20 protein-coding genes are annotated in these 18,372 nt (G+C 69.9%); 3 read left to right on the top strand and 17 right to left on the bottom strand.

Annotated elements, in window-relative coordinates; genetic code table 11:
• The 4 genes from Q0Q47_RS25520 to rimP form a co-directional block, all read right to left on the bottom strand.
• Positions 1 to 195, bottom strand: a 195-nt coding sequence (locus Q0Q47_RS25520; protein ID WP_293866862.1) for a translation initiation factor IF-2 associated domain-containing protein, incomplete at its 3' end; no start/stop codon positions are given.
• On the bottom strand, positions 192 to 902 hold the full coding sequence (locus Q0Q47_RS25515) for an RNA-binding protein (RefSeq protein ID WP_293866859.1): 711 nt from the start codon (positions 900 to 902) through the stop codon (positions 192 to 194). The genes Q0Q47_RS25520 and Q0Q47_RS25515, both read right to left, overlap by 4 nt.
• 22 nt (positions 903 to 924) lie before the next feature.
• Positions 925 to 2,508 (bottom strand): transcription termination factor NusA, encoded by a 1,584-nt coding sequence (gene nusA / locus Q0Q47_RS25510; protein WP_293866856.1) that lies wholly within the window; start codon positions 2,506 to 2,508, stop codon positions 925 to 927.
• 5 nt (positions 2,509 to 2,513) lie between these two features.
• Positions 2,514 to 3,221 (bottom strand): ribosome maturation factor RimP, encoded by a 708-nt coding sequence (gene rimP / locus Q0Q47_RS25505; RefSeq protein ID WP_293866853.1) that lies wholly within the window; start codon positions 3,219 to 3,221, stop codon positions 2,514 to 2,516.
• A gap of 214 nt (positions 3,222 to 3,435) precedes the next feature.
• Here rimP and Q0Q47_RS25500 point away from each other — a divergent pair, with 214 nt between their 5' ends.
• The gene (locus tag Q0Q47_RS25500) at positions 3,436 to 4,533 is read left to right on the top strand and encodes a DUF2336 domain-containing protein (RefSeq protein WP_293866849.1); all 1,098 of its coding nucleotides are present in this window, start codon (positions 3,436 to 3,438) and stop codon (positions 4,531 to 4,533) included.
• A 120-nt stretch (positions 4,534 to 4,653) separates the two neighbouring features.
• Positions 4,654 to 5,775, top strand: a complete 1,122-nt coding sequence (locus tag Q0Q47_RS25495; protein ID WP_293866846.1) for a DUF2336 domain-containing protein — start codon at positions 4,654 to 4,656, stop codon at positions 5,773 to 5,775.
• A gap of 11 nt (positions 5,776 to 5,786) precedes the next feature.
• Here Q0Q47_RS25495 and Q0Q47_RS25490 read toward each other — a convergent pair whose 3' ends face one another.
• From Q0Q47_RS25490 to Q0Q47_RS25430, 13 genes are all read right to left on the bottom strand, one after another.
• Complete coding sequence (locus tag Q0Q47_RS25490) at positions 5,787 to 6,476, bottom strand: tRNA (guanosine(46)-N(7))-methyltransferase TrmB (RefSeq protein WP_293866843.1); 690 nt, start codon at positions 6,474 to 6,476, stop codon at positions 5,787 to 5,789.
• A gap of 11 nt (positions 6,477 to 6,487) precedes the next feature.
• Positions 6,488 to 7,678: a methionine adenosyltransferase gene (gene metK, locus Q0Q47_RS25485; protein WP_293866840.1), complete on the bottom strand. Its 1,191-nt coding sequence runs from the start codon at positions 7,676 to 7,678 to the stop codon at positions 6,488 to 6,490.
• A gap of 129 nt (positions 7,679 to 7,807) precedes the next feature.
• Positions 7,808 to 8,269 (bottom strand): helix-turn-helix transcriptional regulator, encoded by a 462-nt coding sequence (locus Q0Q47_RS25480; protein WP_293866871.1) that lies wholly within the window; start codon positions 8,267 to 8,269, stop codon positions 7,808 to 7,810.
• A gap of 153 nt (positions 8,270 to 8,422) precedes the next feature.
• Positions 8,423 to 10,015: an apolipoprotein N-acyltransferase gene (gene lnt / locus Q0Q47_RS25475; RefSeq protein WP_293866837.1), complete on the bottom strand. Its 1,593-nt coding sequence runs from the start codon at positions 10,013 to 10,015 to the stop codon at positions 8,423 to 8,425.
• Positions 10,012 to 11,007, bottom strand: a complete 996-nt coding sequence (locus tag Q0Q47_RS25470; RefSeq protein ID WP_293866834.1) for a hemolysin family protein — start codon at positions 11,005 to 11,007, stop codon at positions 10,012 to 10,014. Before Q0Q47_RS25470 ends, lnt begins: the two co-directional genes overlap by 4 nt.
• Before the next feature lie 132 nt (positions 11,008 to 11,139).
• Positions 11,140 to 11,655, bottom strand: coding sequence for an rRNA maturation RNase YbeY (ybeY, locus tag Q0Q47_RS25465; protein ID WP_293866831.1), 516 nt, complete (start codon positions 11,653 to 11,655; stop codon positions 11,140 to 11,142).
• The gene (locus tag Q0Q47_RS25460) at positions 11,652 to 12,677 is read right to left on the bottom strand and encodes a PhoH family protein (protein WP_293866868.1); all 1,026 of its coding nucleotides are present in this window, start codon (positions 12,675 to 12,677) and stop codon (positions 11,652 to 11,654) included. Before Q0Q47_RS25460 ends, ybeY begins: the two co-directional genes overlap by 4 nt.
• Positions 12,678 to 12,753: 76 nt before the next feature.
• Positions 12,754 to 14,181 (bottom strand): tRNA (N6-isopentenyl adenosine(37)-C2)-methylthiotransferase MiaB, encoded by a 1,428-nt coding sequence (gene miaB / locus Q0Q47_RS25455; protein ID WP_293866865.1) that lies wholly within the window; start codon positions 14,179 to 14,181, stop codon positions 12,754 to 12,756.
• Positions 14,182 to 14,289: 108 nt separating this feature from the next.
• On the bottom strand, positions 14,290 to 15,108 hold the full coding sequence (locus Q0Q47_RS25450) for a 1-acyl-sn-glycerol-3-phosphate acyltransferase (protein WP_293866828.1): 819 nt from the start codon (positions 15,106 to 15,108) through the stop codon (positions 14,290 to 14,292).
• A complete protein-coding gene (locus tag Q0Q47_RS25445; protein ID WP_293866826.1) occupies positions 15,105 to 15,602 on the bottom strand; it encodes a GNAT family N-acetyltransferase in 498 nt (165 codons plus the stop codon). Before Q0Q47_RS25445 ends, Q0Q47_RS25450 begins: the two co-directional genes overlap by 4 nt.
• A gap of 7 nt (positions 15,603 to 15,609) precedes the next feature.
• On the bottom strand, positions 15,610 to 16,293 hold the full coding sequence (gene tsaB, locus Q0Q47_RS25440) for a tRNA (adenosine(37)-N6)-threonylcarbamoyltransferase complex dimerization subunit type 1 TsaB (RefSeq protein WP_293866824.1): 684 nt from the start codon (positions 16,291 to 16,293) through the stop codon (positions 15,610 to 15,612).
• A gap of 38 nt (positions 16,294 to 16,331) precedes the next feature.
• Positions 16,332 to 16,937, bottom strand: a complete 606-nt coding sequence (locus Q0Q47_RS25435) for a malonic semialdehyde reductase (RefSeq protein ID WP_293866821.1) — start codon at positions 16,935 to 16,937, stop codon at positions 16,332 to 16,334.
• A gap of 76 nt (positions 16,938 to 17,013) precedes the next feature.
• Complete coding sequence (locus Q0Q47_RS25430; protein WP_293866818.1) at positions 17,014 to 17,580, bottom strand: NifU family protein; 567 nt, start codon at positions 17,578 to 17,580, stop codon at positions 17,014 to 17,016.
• A 156-nt stretch (positions 17,581 to 17,736) separates the two neighbouring features.
• On the opposite strand from Q0Q47_RS25430, the gene Q0Q47_RS25425 reads away from it, so the two are divergent.
• On the top strand, positions 17,737 to 18,363 hold the full coding sequence (locus tag Q0Q47_RS25425; protein ID WP_293866815.1) for a glutathione S-transferase family protein: 627 nt from the start codon (positions 17,737 to 17,739) through the stop codon (positions 18,361 to 18,363).
• Positions 18,364 to 18,372: the final 9 nt, after the last annotated feature.

Here is an 18,372-nt window from a genome sequence, read left to right as displayed (position 1 = left end):
CGCCGGGGCCGGCTCGGGCTTGCCCTCGCCACCCGGTCCGATGACACGGCGCTTCACCTTCTCGACGACGACGGCCTTGGTGCGCCCGTGCGAGAAGCTCTGACGCACGACGCCAGACTCGACCGGGCGCTTCAGGCTCAACGTCTTCGAAGGGACGTGAAGCGTCTTGTCGCCGCTATTCTTCGTATCGCTCATTCCGCTCTTGTCCTGCGGGTTCCCGGGTCGTCGGTCGCTGATGTGGCACCCGCGTCGGCCACCAGAGGCGGCGAAGGATCGCGGTAGCGCTCCAAGGCCCGCATCCGCGCGATCGCCGCGCGGGATGCAGGCCCGTCCAGAAGCGCAGCATGTATCACATGTGACCGCCCCAATGCCAAATCCAAATCCGCGGAATCGAGCGCGGCGATGACCGGAATTGCTTCGGCTGCATCGCCGAAGCGCCTCCGGAGCGCCTGCCCGACCTTCCGCACCCCGTCCGGGGCCGCATCCGCCGCGTGGACGACGCCCGCCAGAGGCCCCCGACCGATCGCGGCCTCAACCTTCGAGAAGCCCGTGACGACGAGCCCCGCCTTGTTGGCGAGGCTCGCAGCCTCCCGCGCCGCGCGCCGGAGGAGGGCTTCGATGTCGTCCGGCAGCGTGGCCGAGACCTTCACGGCCGCCTTCAGGCCGCGGGCGAACGCCTTCTTGCGCATCGCCTCGGCCACGGCCTGCCGGCTGGCGGTCACCCAGACGCCTCGCCCCGGCAGCTTGTGCCGCAGGTCCGGGGCCAGCGTGTCGTCGGGCGCGACCACGAAGCGGATGAGCTCGTCGATCGGGCGAACCGTCCGCGTGGCGACGCAGGTCCGCAAGGGGCCGTCGCCCTCCGGATCGTCGATCGCGCTCGCCTGCTCGGCCCGACTGCCCACTCCGTCTCCTTCCGCCCTGCGCTCAGGCCTCTGCCGGCTCTTCGTCCTCGACCGGAGCCGGGGCCTCGATCCAGCCAGCCTTGACGCGGGCCGCCATGATCATGGCCTCCGCCTCTTCGCGCGACAGCTCGATGCCGTCCAGGAAGCCGGCGTGACGGACGGTTTCGCCGCCCTTGCGCTCGGTCCAGCCCACCAGGTCGTCGGTGGCGCAGCCGGCGAGATCCTCGACGCTCTTCACGTCGTTCTCGCCGAACTTCACCAGCATCGGGGTGGTGACGCCGTCGACTTCCTTCAGCTCGTCCGCGACGCCCAGTTCCACGCGACGCGCGTCGAACTCGGCCTCGATGCGGGCGAGGTAATCCTGGGCACGCGCCTGGATCTCCTGCGCGGTGTCGTCGTCGAAGCCCTCGATGCCGGCCAGTTCCGCCGGCTCGACATAGGCCAGTTCCTCGACGGAGCAGAAGCCTTCCGAGGCGAGCAGCTGGCCGACGACCTCGTCAACGTCCAGGGCCTCCATGAAGATCCGCGTGCGCTCCAGGAACTCCTTCTGGCGGCGCTCGGACTCCTCGGCCTCGGTCAGGATGTCGATGTCCCAGCCGGTGAGCTGCGAGGCCAGGCGGACGTTCTGGCCGCGGCGGCCGATGGCCAGGCTGAGCTGGTCGTCGGGAACCACGACCTCGATGCGCTCGGCGTCCTCGTCGAGCACCACCTTGGCCACTTCGGCCGGCTGCAGCGCGTTGACGATGAAGGTCGCGACGTCGGGCGACCAGGGAATGATGTCGATCTTCTCGCCCTGGAGTTCACCCACCACGGCCTGCACGCGCGAACCGCGCATGCCCACGCAGGCGCCGACCGGGTCGATCGAGCTGTCGCGCGAGATCACGGCGATCTTGGCGCGCGAGCCGGGGTCGCGGGCGACCGCCTTCACCTCGATGATGCCGTCGTAGATCTCGGGCACTTCCTGGGCGAAGAGCTTCGCCATGAACTGCGGATGGGTGCGCGACAGGAAGATCTGCGGGCCGCGCTGCTCGCGGCGCACGTCGTAGACATAGGCGCGGACGCGGTCGCCGTAGCGCATGGTTTCGCGCGGGATCATCTCGTCGCGGCGGATGATGCCTTCGCCGCGGCCGAGATCGACGATGACGTTGCCGTATTCGACGCGCTTCACGGTGCCGTTGACGATTTCGCCGACACGGTCCTTGAACTCGTCATACTGGCGGTCACGCTCGGCTTCGCGCACCTTCTGCACGATGACCTGCTTGGCCGACTGGGCGGCGATGCGGCCGAAGTCGAACGGGGGCAGCGTATCGGCGATGGTGTCGCCGACCTGCGCGGCCGGGTTGAAGCGCTGCGCGTCGGGCAGCGCGATCTCGATGGCCGGGTTCTCGACCCGCTCCACCACGTGGAGATAGCGGGACAGACGCAGTTCGCCGGTGCGCGGGTTGATCTCGGCATGGACTTCCGTCTCGGTGCCGTAGCGCGAGCGGGCCGCCTTGGCGATGGCGTCCTCCATCGCGGTGAGCACGATCTGACGATCGATCACCTTCTCGCGGGCCACCGCGTCGGCGATCTGCAGCAGTTCCAGCCTGTTGGCGCTGACGGCCATGCGCGTCACTCCTCTTCGGGTCTCGGGCGGGCCTTGCCGGCAGCCTTGCCGCCGGGCGTCCCACGTCCGGCGGGGCCGGGCTTCCTGGGTTTGGGTTGGGGGGCGGCGTCCGCGGCCGGCTCGTCGTCCGGCTCGTCTTCGCCGCCATCGTCGCCGACGGCCGCCTTCTTGGCGGCCTTGTCCCGGCGCAGGGACTCTCGGATCAGCTCGTCGGTCAGCACCAGCCGGGCATCGGCGAGATCGCGCAGCGGGATGGTGATGCGACGGTCCTCGTCGGCCTTGGCGTCGCCGCGCTCGAGCTGCACGGCGCCGTCTTCGACGCCGACGATCATGCCGCGCCACCGCTTGCGTCCGCCGATCGGAAGCGTGGCTTCGATCTTGGCCTCGTGCCCGGCCCAGCGCGCGAAATCGGTGGCGCGGACGAGCGGCCGGTCGATGCCCGGCGACGAGACCTCGAGGTGGTAGGCCCGGTCGATCGGATCGTCCACGTCCAGCGCGGGCGACACGGCGCGGCTCACCGCCTCGCAATCGTCGACGGTGAACGTCCCGTCGGGACGCTCGGCCATGATCTGCACGGTGCAACCGTTGAGAGCCGTGACACGCACGCGCACCAGCCGGAATCCGAGGTCGTGCAGCACCGGCTCGACGATGGCGCCCACGCGGGCGGCCACGCCTCCATCTGCGATCAGCCTGGGTTCTTCGAGTGCGTCCACGCGGGCTCCTGCGGCGAAAGCGATGCGGCTAAGCAAAAAAGAGCGGGTCCCGGGGGCCCCACTCTCTCAATGCGATGTCATATCGCTCTGAGATGTATCGGATGGCGCGCACTATACGCAGCGGCGCCCCGGATGCAAGCGCAATCGCCGGTCCATCAAGGTGAACCTTTTGGTAGAATTTCCGTGCCACACTCCCAGCGACAGGGGAATGTGCATGCAGCCTTTGAATTCACTCGTGCAGGACGTGGAGGACGCGATCGCCAGCGGCGAGGACGCGCGCCGTGCCGACACGCTCCGTCGCCTGACCGGCCTGTTCGTCGACATGTCCCCGCAGTTGAACGAGTCCCATGTGGACGTCTTCGACGAGGTGATCTCGCGCCTCGCCAAGGAAATCGAATTCCGCGCCCGCGTCGAGCTGGCCGAGCGTCTCGCCGACGTCGGCAACGCTCCGCGCCGCACCGTGCGCGACCTCGCCTTCGACGCCTCGATCGAGATCGCCCGGCCCGTCCTCGAGCGGTCCACCCGCCTGGACGAGAAGGATCTCGTCGAGATCGCCCAGCAGAAGGGCCAGGACCATCTGCTCGCGCTGTCCGTGCGCCGCAACCTCACCGAGGCCGTCACCGACGTGCTGGTGGTGCGCGGCGACCAGACGGTCGTGCGCTCGGTGGCCGGCAACCAGACCGCGGCCTTCTCCGACCAGGGTCTCGGCACGCTCGTGGACCGCGCCATGGCGGATCCGCGCCTGAAGGGGATCCTGGACACCCGCAGCGACATTTCGGCCGAGCGCATGTCGGCGCTGGTCGAGGCCGCGAAGGAACGCGCCCGGCGCGGACTGATCGGGACCAGCGGCGGCTCCGACGAGGCGATCGCCGACGCCCTGAACGCCGGCGCCGACATGGTGATGGCGGAGGGGTCCTCGCTGATCCTCGTCGAGGACATCGTCGCGGCCAAGCCGCGCATCGACAAGATGGAGGCCGAGGGCCGGCTGGTCGAGGACGAGGTTCAAAAGCTCATCCGCGACGACAAGATGGCCGACGCCCTCATGGCCCTGGGCCGCCTGGCTAACCTGCCGCCGGAGGTGATGGCGCACGCCTACAGCGCGCCGCACTTCGACCCGCTCCTCTTCGTCGTGCGCGGCATCAAGTTCGGCTGGCCCACCTTCAAGCTGCTGCTGACGGTGAAGTCCGGCCGCAACCCGCCGCAGACGCTGCTCAAGAGCGCCTTCGCCGGCTACGAGGCGCTCTCCATCCCGACGGCGCAGCGCGTCATGCGCTTCGTGCTCGCCAAGCAGAAGATGGCAACCACCCAGTGACCACGACGGGGTCGGAGCGGGCGCCGCGGACCGATCCGTCGCATTCGAACGATCCGTTTCAGCACCCGACAAGCGGCCGCCGTGTAGCTCTGGTCGCCGATTGATTCAGGTGTACAGGACATGGCCGCCCGGCTCGGAACCCAGGATCTTCTCGGGGCTGCGGCCTCGACCGATACGGATCGGAATGCCGAGGCCGTCAAGCGCATCACGGATCTGTTCCTGCGCGATTGCGAGCGGCTGCGCGACGAGCACGTCGCCGTGTTCGATGAAGTCATCGGCATGCTCGCGGCCCGGATCGAGGCGCATGCGCGCGCCGAGCTGGCCGAGCGCCTCGCCGACGTGCCCAACGCTCCGCCCAACCTCATCCGCAAGCTGGCGCGCGACGAGATCCTCGTGGCCCGTCCCGTCCTGTCGCGCTCGGCCCGCCTGACCGACGACGACCTCGTGGACGTGGCCCTCACGCGCGGCCGCAACCACATGATCGCCATCACCGAGCGGCCGACCCTGAGCGAGACGGTCACCGACGTCCTGGTGGAGCACGGCGACCAGGTCGTCGTCCATGCCGCGGCCCGCAACCTGCAGGCCCGTTTCTCGGACCACGGCTTCGGGCGGCTGGTGGAGCGCTCCCGTGGGGACGAATCCCTGCAGCTCACCCTCGGCGACCGGCCCGACCTGCCTCTGGCGCGCCTCAAGGATCTCGTCGGGCACGCCAAGGCGGCGGCCAAGCAGCGTCTTCTGGCGGCCCTGGGGACCCGTTCGGCCGCGCTGGTCGAGGAGGCGGTGGAGAACGGGGCCGCCCAGGTGGATGCGGACGCCTACCAGGCGCTGTGGAACCGGCTGGGATCGGGCGAGGACACCGGCGAGGCCGTGCGCCGCTTCGAGCGCGGCGAGCTGGGCGAGACGGACGTCTACGGCTTCGCCCTGGCCGGGCAGGCGATCGAGGCCGAGTCGGCGCTCAACCTGCTGGCTCGCATGCCCGAGTCCTTCGGCGTACGCGTGCTCGTGGAGCCCCAGGACGACCTGCTGCTCATCGTCTGCAAGTCGCTGGATTTCGGCTGGGACACGGTCGAGGCCCTGCGGCGGCTGAAGGTGCGCGACGGCAGGACCCAGCCGCCCGCAGCCAAGCTGAAGAGCAGCTACGAGACGCTGAGCCGGGTGACGGCCGACCGCGTGGTGCGCTTCCTGCGCGCCCGCGATCCGGCCTCCACGAGCAACGTCCTGGGTGTCGTGACGGAGCGCTGAGGCTGCGCTTCTCAGCCGGCCTTCCGGGCCGTGATGTAGCTCGCCACCCGTCCCTCGCGGATCGCCTTCGCCTCGTAACGGGTGCCGGGCCAGCCCGGAAACGGCGTCCGCCAGTCGCCGGGGCGCGCGGCCGTCCACGTCAGGTCGGGCGAGCGCAGGATCCGCGCCAGCGTCCAGCCGACATAATGGTCGATGTCGCTGGCGAACAGGAAATGCCCGCCGGGACGCAGAACCCGGGCGATCTGGGCGAGGCGTGCATCCGACACGAAACGCCGCTTGTTGTGGCGACGCTTGGGCCAGGGGTCGGGATAGAGCAGATAGACGGTCGAGACGCTCGCGTCCGGCAGGCCGGCGAGCACCTCTTCGGCGTCGCCGTCCCACAGCCTGACGTTGCCGAGATCCTCGGCGGCGATCGCCGCCAGCATCTTCGCCATGCCGTTCACGAACGGCTCGCAGCCGATGAAGCCGGTCGTCGGCGCGGATCGCGCGCGGCTCAGCAGGTGCTCTCCCCCGCCGAAGCCGATCTCGAGCCGCACCTCCTCGACCGAGGTGGCGAACAGCGAGGCCGGGTCGGCGAGCGCCTGCGGATCGATGCGCAGGCGAGGCAGCAGGTCGGAGACGAGCCCGGCCTGCCCGAGGCGCAGCTTGTGTCCCTTGCGGCGGCCGAAGAAGGCGCCGCCCTGGTCCGCGGCGTCGGTCACCGCCCGGTCGCTCAGATCAGGCCGCGGATCTGGTCGACGAGATCCGTGCGCTCCCAGCTGAAGCCGCCATCGGCCTCCGGGGCGCGCCCGAAATGTCCGTAGGCGGCCGTGCGGGCGTAGATCGGCTTGTTGAGGCCGAGATGCTCGCGGATGCCGCGCGGCGACAGGTCCATCGCCTTCATCAGCGCGGACTCGAGCTTGCCCTCGTCGACCTTCCCCGTGCCGTGCAGATCCGCGTAGATCGACAGCGGCTGGGCGACGCCGATGGCGTAGGACAGCTGGATCGTGCAGCGGTCGGCGAGGCCGGCCGCGACGACGTTCTTGGCGAGGTAGCGGGCAGCATAGGCGGCCGAACGGTCGACCTTGGTCGGGTCCTTGCCCGAGAAGGCGCCGCCGCCGTGCGGCGCGGCACCGCCGTAGGTGTCGACGATGATCTTGCGGCCGGTGAGCCCGCTGTCGCCGTCCGGACCGCCGATCACGAACTTGCCGGTCGGGTTCACGTGCCACACCGTCGCGTCGGAGATCCAGCCTGCCGGCAGGGCCTGCCGGACATAGGGCTCGACGATGGCGCGCACGTCGCGCGAGGACAGCGCCTCGTCGAGGTGCTGGGTCGAGACGACGATCTGCGTGACGCCGACGGGCTTGCCGTTTTCGTAGCGCACCGTGACCTGGCTCTTGGCGTCGGGGCCGAGAACCTTGCTCTCGCCGGAGCGGCGGGCCTGGGACAGGCGCTTGAGGATTTCGTGCGCGTAGTAGAGCGGAGCGGGCATCAGCTCCGGGGTCTCGCGGCAGGCGTAGCCGAACATGATGCCCTGGTCGCCGGCGCCTTCGTCCTTGTTGCCCGCCGAATCCACGCCCTGGGCAATGTCGACGGACTGGGCGTGCAGCAGCACCTCGATGTCGCAGGTCTCCCAGTGGAAGCCCGCCTGCTCGTAGCCGATGTCACGGATCGCCAGCCGTGCGATGTGGGAGACGAAATCGCGGGTGAGGGAGGCCGGACCACGGGTCTCGCCGGCGATCACCACGCGGTTGGTCGTGGCCAGCGTCTCGCAGGCGACACGCACCTGGCTCGGGTCCCAGCCTTCGGCCGCGGCGGCCCGGAAGAACGCGTCGACCACTTCGTCCGAGATCCGGTCGCAAACCTTGTCGGGATGGCCTTCGGAAACCGACTCACTGGTGAACAGGTAATTGGAGCGCGCCACGGACCACCTCTCGACGGAAAGGGCCCGGCCCTTGCGAGCCGGGTGACCAAGTTGTGCCGTGTCTGTGACAGGGTCCGTTCGTCGGGTCAAGCCGCAACGCCGGAAACGTTCGTTTTGACGAACGATGCCTTAAGCTTCGACCGGCGGCGCCGCCGGAACCGCGGCCGCCTGGGCGATTTCGTCTTCGCCGGCAATGGCGTTGACCAGGTCGACCACGCGGCGGCGAAGCTTGGGATCCCTGATCCGCAGGAACGCGCGGTTCAGCTGGACGCCCTCGTTCGAGGCCAGGAAGTCGGCGACGTAGGGCGTGTCGGCCGGCTCGCGGAGGCCCTCGCCGAGCGGCTGCGCCGTTTCGCCCACCGGCGCCCCGTCGAAGAAGAACTCGACCGGCATGCCGAGGATGTTGGAGATCTGCTGAAGGCGGCTGGCACCGATCCGGTTGGTGCCCTTTTCGTACTTCTGGACCTGCTGGAAGGTGAGGCCGAGGGCCTCTCCGAGCTTTTCCTGGCTCATTCCGATCAGAACGCGACGCATCCGGACACGACTGCCTACGTGCTTGTCGATCGGATTCGGAGACTTCTTCGTCAACATGTTCAAAGTGACCCCCAATGAATGGCCGCTCCCTGGGAAGCGGGAAAAACCTGAAATGACCCAAATCGCCACGTATCTAAAATCGCTGTGGCTCTGCACCGAGAAAAACGACCCTCGGTTGAACGCGAGTTTTCGGGGAAACGCAGATGCTTGTCAAACGTTACGCCGACGGATCTGGGAGCAGCTCAAAAAAACGCTTAATTCGATCCAATAAAGAAAGGGCCAGCGGCTGAAAGGGGTTGGCGGCGTGGCGACGGGCAGGCTCGCGTCGAGAACGCCCTCCACGCCGAGCGTCAGCATCCCCGTGATTCGACCGTATGGGTCGACCACGGCGGAGATTCCGGAGTTGGCGGCGCGCACCAGCGGCAGGCCCTCCTCGATGGTCCTCAGCCGCGCCTGCGCGAAGTGCTGCCAGGGGCCCGGCGTGGTGCCGAACCAGGCATCGTTGGTCACGTTCAACAGCAGGCCCGGCTCGCCCTCGGCGGGGCGGACCTCCCCGGGGAAGATGGCCTCGTAGCACACGAGCGGGGAAACCGGCGGAAGGCCGGGCACGCGCAGCATCTTGCGGCGCACCCCCGCCTCGAAGCCGCCCGGTGCGTTGACGAACTGGCGCAGGCCGAGGCTGGTGAGGAGGCCCGACAGCGGCAGGTATTCGCCGAACGGGACGAGGTGCACCTTGTCGGAACTGTCGACGATGACGCCGTCATGCCCGACGACCTGGATGGCGTTGTAGAACCGGCGCCCCTTCTCGCCCGGCAAAGGCTCGGTCATGCGCACGGCGCCGGTCACCAGCACGCCCGAGGGCGGCAGCAGCCGGCCGATCTGGGCGAGCGCCGCGGGCTCGCGCGCCAGCACGAAGGGAAAGGCGGATTCCGGCCAGACGAGATGGGTCACGTCGGCGATGCCGGTGCGCTGCGGCGAGGTCGCCCTGTCCGACAGCGACAGATACCGGCTCATGATCGCCGGGGCGTTTTCCGGCCTGAACTTGTCGTCCTGGGGCACGTTCGGCTGGACGATCCTCAGCTTCACGCCGGGCACGGTGGCAACGGCGGGGCCCGACAACCGCCACAGGCCGAACCCCGCGAGGCCGGCGAGGCACACCAGCCCGAGCGCCGGGGCGAGCCACCGCCCGCGCCCGTCACGCCCGGTGCCCAGCGTGGCCGGCGTGGCGCAGACGAGTACGGCCAGCGCCGTCAGGCCCTGCAGGCCCACGACGCTTGCGCCCTGCGCGAGGACCAGGTGGGCGCCCAGCGCCATCCCGAACTCGTTCCAGGGAAAGCCGGTGAGGATGGTGCCGCGCAGCCATTCCGAAACGCCGAGACCGACCGCGAGGGCGAACAGGCGCGCCGCGCCCGGCGTCCACAGGAGCCGGGCCAGCACGAAGCCGATGGCCGGGAAGAGCGCGAGCCCGGCCGGGAGGCCGAGCACGCCGAGCGGCATCAGCAGCGCGAACTGGTCGGGCTCGACGAGAAAGGCCGCGCCGAGCCACCACAGCCCCGCGACGAAATAGCCGAAGCCGAAGGACCAGCCGATCCAGGCAGCCGCCGCGAGGGTGCCCCGGGAGAACCGGCCGCCGCCCTCGGCGGCACCGTCCAGCAGCCAGACCGCGACCGGCAGCGACACGGCGAGCGCCGGCAGCACGCCGAACGGAGGCATGGCGAGGGCGCCGAGGGCGCCTGCGGCCACCGCGATCAGAAAACGTGCCCACCCGGACGACAGGATGACACGGTGGGCCAATGCCTTCATGCGGCGGCGCCCGACTCGGGCGGCGGTTCGTCTCGCGCGGCCTGGGGCGCGGGCTGCGGCGAAGGCGTGGGCTGGGGCGTGGGGGGAGGCAGCGCCTTCTGCGCAGGGGCGCCGCCGGCGCCGGTATGCACCCGCAGACGCCGGATGCGCCGCGGATCGGCTTCCAGGACCTCGAACTCCAGACCCGCGGGATGGGCGATGATCTCGCCCCGCACCGGCAGCCGGCCGGCGATGGTCGCCACCAGGCCGCCGACCGTCTCCACGTCCTCGGCGGACTCGCCCTGGACCAGGTCGACGCCGAACGCGGCCGAGGCCTCCTCCAGCGTGGTGCGGGCATCCAGCAGGAAGCTGCCGTCCGCGGTGCGCGAGATGGCGGGCGTCTCCTCCTCGTCGTGCTCGTCCTCGATGTTGCCGAGCACGATCTCGACGAGATCCTCCATGGAAACGAGGCCGTCCGTCCCGCCATACTCGTCGATGACGAGCGCCATGTGGGTCCGGAGCGTCTGCATCTTCACCAGCAGGTCCAGCGCGGGCATGGACGGGGGCACGAACAGGACCGGCCGCAGGATCTTGGCGCCGGACAGCGGGGCGGAGAGATCGACCTTGCCGAGATCCGGCGCCCCGGCGGGCACCTTGCGGCGGCGCTTGCCCGGCTCCGTCTCGGCCCTGCTGGCCAGATAGTCGAGGAAGTCGCGGATGTGGACCATGCCGCGCGGGTCGTCGAGCGTCTCGGCATAGACCGGCAGGCGCGAATGGCCGGCCGTGCGGAAGACGCGCAGCAGTTCGCCCATGCTGATCTCGATGGGCACGGCCACGATGTCGGCGCGCGGCACCATGACGTCGTCGACCCTGTTGCTGCGCAGGTCGAGGACGTTCTTGAGCATCGTCCGTTCTTGCGGCGAGAACTCGTCCGTCTCTCCGGTCTCGGAGAGCGCGTCCTCGAGGTCGTCGCGGATGGAGGCCGGCTGCTTGAGGCCGAGGCGAACCAGCATCCGCTCGAGGAAGCCGTCGCCGTTGTCACGCGGTTTGTCCGCCGCGGGCGTTACCCGCGCGGAAGAGGAACCTTGTTGGCTGTCGTTCGAAGTCATGGCGTGGAAAACATCCTGCCGTGCGGTCTTTCCGCGTCAAGAGGCCGCGCGAACCGGGCCGGAGGACTCCGGAACGGTGTCGGCGTAGGGGTTGGCAATTCCAAGATCCGCGAGGATCGCGATTTCACGGCCTTCCATGGCATCGGCCTCGGCATCCGTCATGTGGTCGAACCCGACGAGATGCAGAAATCCATGGACCGCGAGATGGGCCAGATGGTCGTGGACCGCCTTGCCCTCGTCCCGCGCCTCGCGCTCGACGGTCTCGAACGCGATGGCGATGTCCCCCAGGAAGGGCGACGACGCGATGCGCCGCGGCTCCACGGCCGGGAAGGAGAGCACGTTGGTGGGCTTGTCCTGCTTGCGCCAGTCGCGGTTGATCTCCCGCATGTGCGCGTCGTCGGTGAGCAGCACCGACACGCCGGCGCCGGCCTGCAGCGCCGTCTGGCACCCAGCGGCCGCCGCCTCGAGGGCGCGCGAGACCACCGTCTCGGCCTCGGGCAAACCGTCCCAGAGGGGACTGTCCTGCTCGATATCGGGGACGATGCGCGTCACGGCCTGGGCTTCTCCTGCCCCGCGCGCGAGTCTGCCCCCGCTCGCAAGTCGGCGCCCGCGCGGACATCTGCCTCGTAGGCGCCCACGATGCGCCGGACGAGGTCGTGGCGCACCACGTCGCCCTCGGCGAAGGTGACGCGGCCGATGCCCTCGACGCCGTCGAGGATGCGCACGGCCTCCACCAGGCCGGATTTCTGGCCGGGCGGAAGGTCGATCTGGCTCGGATCGCCCGTGACCACCATGCGCGAACCCTCGCCAAGACGCGTCAGGAACATTTTCATCTGCATGGTGGTGGTGTTCTGGGCTTCGTCCAGCAGCACGACCGCGTTGGTGAGCGTGCGCCCGCGCATGAAGGCGAGCGGCGCGATCTCGATCATGCCGGTCTGCAGCCCGCGTTCGACGTGCCGCGCCTCCATGAAGTCGTAGAGCGCGTCGTAGATAGGCCGCAGGTACGGATCGACCTTTTCCTTCATGTCGCCCGGGAGGAACCCGAGCCGCTCGCCGGCCTCGACCGCCGGCCGAGACAGCACCAGCCGCTCCACCGCGCCCTGCTCCAGCAGGGACACCGCATGGCCGACGGCGAGCCAGGTCTTGCCGGTTCCCGCCGGCCCTTCGGCGAAGACGAGCTCGTGGCGCTTGAGCAGGCGCATATAGGCGTGCTGGGCGACGTTGCGGGCCCGGACGCGGCGTTTGCGCGTGCCGATTTCCTCGAACGCGCTGGACGCCTGGTCCGCGACCGGGAACAGGCTGCCCTGCAGCGCGGTCTCCTGGATCGCACCGTCGACGTCGCCGACGGTCAGCGGCGTGCCGTCGCGGACGCGCTCGTAGAGCCGCTCGAGCACCCGCCGGGTGCGCTCGACGATCTCCGGGTTGCCGCGGATGACGACGTGGTTGCCGTTGGCGTTGGCCACGATGCCGAGGCGGCGCTCGAGATGGGCGATGTTCTGGTCGTACTGACCGAACACCAGGCTCGCGAGCCGGTTGTCCTCGAAGGTGAGCTTGATCTCGGCAGCTTCGACCACGCCCTGCGGGGCCTGCTGCCGCGTGAAACGCCCGACGCCTTCAGGTCTCAAGGACATTCCTCCCTGCGCCGCCCCCTCATGCGGTGGCCCTGTGCGGCGGGGTGTCGGCCCGCTCGCCGAACAGACTGTTGGGCCCTGTGGCCGTGATGCGAACGGACACGATGTCGCCCACCGCGGCGCCGTCGCCGTCCAGATGCACGGCCTGCAGATAGGGCGACTTGCCGGCGATCTGGCCGGGGTGGCGCCCCGGCTTCTCGAGCAGCACGTCCACCGTGCGCCCGACCGTGGCGGCGTTGAACGCCTTGGCCTGCCTGTCGAGCGCCGCCTGCAGCGCGGCGAGGCGCTCGGACTTCACGCTCTCGGGGAGCTGCCGCTCGGCGTCGGCGGCCGGCGTGCCCGGCCGCGGCGAATACTTGAACGAGAACGAGGCGGCAAAGCCGACCTGGGCGATCAGGTCCATCGTGTCGGCGAAGTCGGCGTCGCTCTCGCCGGGGAACCCGACGATGAAGTCCGACGACAGGGCGATGTCCGGCCGCGCCCGCCGGATGCGGTCGACGAGCCTGAAATAGTCATCCCGCGTGTGCTTGCGGTTCATGGCATCGAGAATCGCGTCCGATCCCGACTGCACCGGAAGATGCAGATACGGCATCAATTGCGGCAAATCCCGATGGGCGGCGATGAGTTCCGCATCCATGTCGCGGGGATGGCTCGTTGTGAAGCGCAGCCGTTCGATGCCGGGGACCTCGGCGAGGCGCTGGAGCAGGCGCGCCAGCCCCCAGTCGCCGCCCTGCGGGCCCGCGCCGTGATAGGCGTTCACGTTCTGCCCGAGCAGGGTCAGTTCCCGTACGCCCGAGGAGGCGAGCCGCTCGGCCTCGCTCACGATGGCTGCCGCGGGTCGGGACGCTTCTGCGCCGCGGGTGTAGGGCACCACGCAGAAGCTGCAGAACTTGTCGCAGCCTTCCTGGACGGTCAGGAACGCCGTCACGCCGCGCGCCAGCGTCTTGTCGCGCGAGGGGGCGGGAAGCGCGTCGAACTTGGTCTCGGCGGGGAAATCCGTGTCGACGACGCCCGGCGTCCGCCTGGCTTCGGCCAGCAGCGCCGGAAGGCGATGGTAGCTTTGCGGGCCGACGACGAGATCCACGTCGCGGGCGCGGCGCAGGATCTCGCCCCCTTCGGCCTGGGCCACGCAGCCGGCGACCACGACCTGGGTCTCATGCCCGGCCGCGGCACGCTCGCGCTTCAGCTCACGGACGCGCCCGAGCTCGGAATAGACCTTGTCGGCCGCCTTCTCGCGGATGTGGCAGGTGTTGAGGACGACGAGGTCGGCCTCCTCGATCGAGGCCGTTTGGCTCCACCCTTCCGGCGCCAGGACATCGGCCATGCGCTGAGCGTCATAGACGTTCATCTGGCAGCCGTAGGACTTGACGTAGACCTTCTTCTCCAAGGCGTTCCCGCGTTCGTCGCTCGTCGTGTCAAGGCGACGCCCGCCCCGGGCGCCGTGCATGCGAATCAAGGGGGCGACGATCCTTCGACGATCGCCGGCCCATCACGCTGTTTAGACGGTTCCGGGCTTCAAGAGAACTGGATTCCCAGCAATCGGGGCCGCGGCGGATCAGTCCGCCCCGCCCCGCCCATGCGTCAATCGCCGATACATGGCCCTGATTTCACCCTGTAGCCAGCGCGTGACCTCCTTGCGATCGGTCCCAGTGTCGAAGGCCAACGGCTCGCCCCACGACACGACCGCGTCGAGCGGGGGGCCGGCCATGATGGCGGACAGGTGGGGCAGCAGGTCCATGTCGCCGTACCATGCGATCTCAGGCCTTTCGCGCCGGGTGAGCGGCAGTCCTCCGCGCCGCCGGTAGGCCACGGTCAGCGGCTGGACCAGCACGTGGCCGGTATGCCCGGCCTCGGCGATGGCGTCGCGGGCCGCGCCGATGACGGCCGAGCGGAAGGGCAGCACCCGGTTGCCGTCGCTCGTGGTGCCTTCCGCGAAGAGCACCATGGCGTCGCCGTCGGCCAGGCGGCTCGCCACCTGCCGGTTGGCCTCCGCGGCGCCCTTGCGGCGGGTGCGGTCGATGAACACGGTCCGTTGCAGGCGCGCGAAGGTCCCGAAGACCGGCCACCCCGCGACCTCGGACTTGGCGATGAAGGAGAGCGGCATCGTGGTCGACAGGACCGTGATGTCCAGCCAGCTGACGTGGTTGGACACCACGAGCAGGGGGCGGCCCCGCGCCGGCCGTCCCTCGACGGTGACGCGCACCCGCAGGAGCGCGCAGGCCACGCGGTGGAACAGCGTCGGCAGGCGATGCTGGAGGCGCCACCCCAGGCGCAGGGACAGCGCCTGCAGGCCCATGAGCGCCAGGGTGGCGGGCACCAGCACGAGGAGAACCGCGGCGATCCGCATCCGGCCCCGCACCCCGGGAGCGCTCATCCCAAGGCTCGCCGCAGGATCAGCGCCGTCCCGCGGGACCCGTCCGGCCGGGCATAGTACGCCTTCCGCCGCCCCACCTCGGCGAAGGCTTCCCGGGCGTAGAGGGCCCGCGCCGGCGCATTGGCTTCGTCGACCTCCAGGAACACGTCGCGCACGCCGGCGGTCGCGAGTTGCCCCAGATGGCCCTCGATCAGCAGGCGGCCGATGCCCTGCCCGCGCGCCCGCCGCGACACCGCGATGGTCAGGATCTCCGCCTCGCCGGCCGCGACCCGCGACAGCACGAAGCCGTCCAGCACGGTCGCGAAGCGTCCGTGACCGGCACCGAGGCCGAAGACCACGCGGTCCGCCAGGAGGGCCTCGATCTCGGCGACGGACCAGCCCCGGTGGAAGCCGTCCGCATGCAGGGCGGCCACGGCAGGGGCATCGGCCTGCGTGAGTGCGCGAAGGGCCGGGATGCGCCTGCGGCGGAACCAGGAGCGCAGCGAGCCGAGCATCGCAAGCCTAGCGGCGGGGAACGCGGACGTGGTCCTGCGGCTTGGCGTCCGGCGGTCGCAGGTAGAACGGCTTGGGCGTGGCCTGGGCGGGGTTGGCGGCGTAGCCCAGCCTGGCGACCCACCGGATGTCGGCGGCCGGATCGACCGTCTCGACCACGGCGTCGAGCCCGATCGCCCGGGCCTCGGCCGCCAGCAGGGCGGCGCCGGATCCCACCATGCGCACGCTGCCGGTGCCCAGCTGACGGGCGGCATCGCGCAGGGGGATGATCCGCGGCGTGACGATGGTGCGGCCCGCCGGCGCGAAGACCTGGAAATAGATCGAGCCGTGGCGGGCATCGATGGCCGCGGCGACGAGCGTGCCCACCCCGGAGGCGATCACGGGGGCGGCGAGCGCGGCGAGGGTGGTCACGCCGACGCAGGGCACGCCGGTGGCCAGCGCGATGGCCCGCCCCGCTGAAATCGCGACCCTGAGGCCGGTGAAGCTGCCGGGGCCGATCGCCACCGCGATGCGGCCGAGATCCTGGAAACCGCCGCCGCTCGCCGCGACGACGCGGTCGATCATCGGCACCAGGGCCTCGGCATGGCCGCGCAGCATGGGCACGGACTCGAGCGCGAGCGATTCGCCGGTGTCGGTTTCGAGGACGCAGGCCGAACAGGCCTCGAGCGCGGTGTCGATGGCTAGGACGCGCACGATGCAAAGGCCCCTGGTCTCTCCCGCGCCCCCGCGGGTCAGTCGATGCGGCAGAATTCGTCGAAATCGAGCCGCGGCAGGCGCGGCATCAGCTTCGCCGGGTCACCATAGCCGAGGTTGCACAGGAAGTTCGACCGGATTTGCGTGCCCTCGAAGAAGGTTTTGTCGACCCCCTCCTTGCTGAAGCCGCCCATGGGGCCGGTGTCGAGGCCGAGCGCTCGGGCCGCAAGGATCAGGTAAGCGCCCTGCAACGACGAGTTGCGGAAGGCGTTCTCCTCGACCGAGGACGTCTTGCCCTTGAACCAGTTGATGGCATCGGGATTGTGCGGGAACAGCTTCGGCATGTGTTCGTAGAAGGCGAGATCCATGCCCACGATCACGGTCACGGGCGCGGCCATGGTCTTGGCCCGGTTGCCCTCCGACAGATGGGGAGACAGCCGCGCCTTGGCCTCGGCCGACTTCACGAAGACCAGCCGGGCGGGGCAGGTGTTGGCGCTCGTCGGCCCCAGCCGGACCAGATCGGCGAGGCGATGCAGCAGTTCGTCCGGGACCGGCCTGTCGAGCCAGCCATTGTGGGTCCGGGCGTCGAGGAAGATCCGGCGCAGCGCGTCCTGGGAGACGGCGCCTTCAGAGGCATCGGTCATGCGCAAACTCTCGGGTCGGCGCGATCGCCACGGATCGCCGCCGATCAGGCTGGTGGGAAGGATCGTCGGCGGCCGCTCAGACCGCCTGGACCTCGCGCACGTCCGGCAGGAAGTGGCGCAGGAGGTTCTGGATGCCGTGCTTCAGCGTCGCCGTCGAGGAGGGACAACCGGAGCAGGATCCCTTCATCGTGAGATAGACGATCCCGTCGCGGAATCCCTTGAAGGTGATGTCTCCGCCGTCACCGGCCACGGCCGGGCGGACCCGCGTCTCGAGCAGTTCCTTGATCGTCGCCACGGTCGCCGCGTCGTTGGCCTCGAAGAACTCGTCGCCCTCCTCGGCGGCCTGCTCGGCCGAGCCGTCACCCTCGAACAGCGGATCGCCGGCGAGGTAGTGCTCCATGATGGCGCCGAGAATGGCCGGCTTCAGGTGCTGCCACTCGCCCTCGGCCTTGGTCACGGTGACGAAGTCGCCGCCGAAGAACACGCCTGTGACGCCCGGAACGGCGAACAGCCGGCGCGCCAGCGGCGAGCGCTCGGCCGCCCGCGCGTCGCGGATGTCGAGCGTGCCTTCGGCCAGCACGGTGCGGCCGGGCAGGAACTTGAGGGTCGCCGGGTTCGGCGTGGCTTCCGTCTGGATGAACATGTCCGTCTCCTCACGCGTCCGGTTCAAGGCCGGCGGTCGGAATCTCCTGATCCCCCTATGTGGAGCGGAAAGCGCTGCGAATCAATCGGCGGATGGGCGAGGCTTGCGTGTTCGCGTTGCGGACATGTCCACCCCTGACGGATGAGGAGCCTCGCCTTGGCCGACCATGAACTCATCGGATCGAAGGGCTGCGGTTCGGCCATCGTCGAGATGGCCTTCGACATCGCCGGGATCCCCTGCCGGGTCACCGACCTGCCCTACCTGGAGCCCGGCGCCGGGCGCGACCGGCTGCTCGCGCTCAACCCTTTGGGACAGGTTCCCACGCTCGTTCTGCCCGACGGCACGGTGCTGACCGAAAGCGCGGCCATGATCCTCCATGCCGCCGAGTCCGCGCCGGACTGCGGGCTGGCGCCGCCGCCGGCCAGCGCTGCGAGAAGCCGCTTCCTGAACGAACTGATCGTGCTGGTCGCCGCCGTCTACCCGACCTTCACCTTCGCCGACGACCCGGGCAAGTTCGGCCTGGACGGCGACGCGGCCGTGGACTTCAAGGCGCAGGCCGACGGCCGCCGCCTCGACATCTTCCGGCAGATCGACGCCCGCATCACCGGCCCGTACTGGCTGGGAGAATCGCTGTCGGCGCTCGACCTGTACCTCGTCGCGCTCACGCGGTGGCGGCCGGGGCGGCCCTGGTTCGAGGCCAACGTGCCGCGGGTCGTCGCCGCCGCACGGGCAGCCGAACGCCACCCCAAGGTCGCGGCCGTCGTAGCGCGCCACTTCGACTGACGGCCACTC

The organism is uncultured Alsobacter sp. (genome assembly GCF_945952055.1).
Classification (GTDB): Bacteria; Pseudomonadota; Alphaproteobacteria; order Rhizobiales; family Beijerinckiaceae; genus Alsobacter.
Note: the sequence above shows the minus strand (reverse complement) of the source record. Positions and strands in the feature narration are given on the sequence as shown.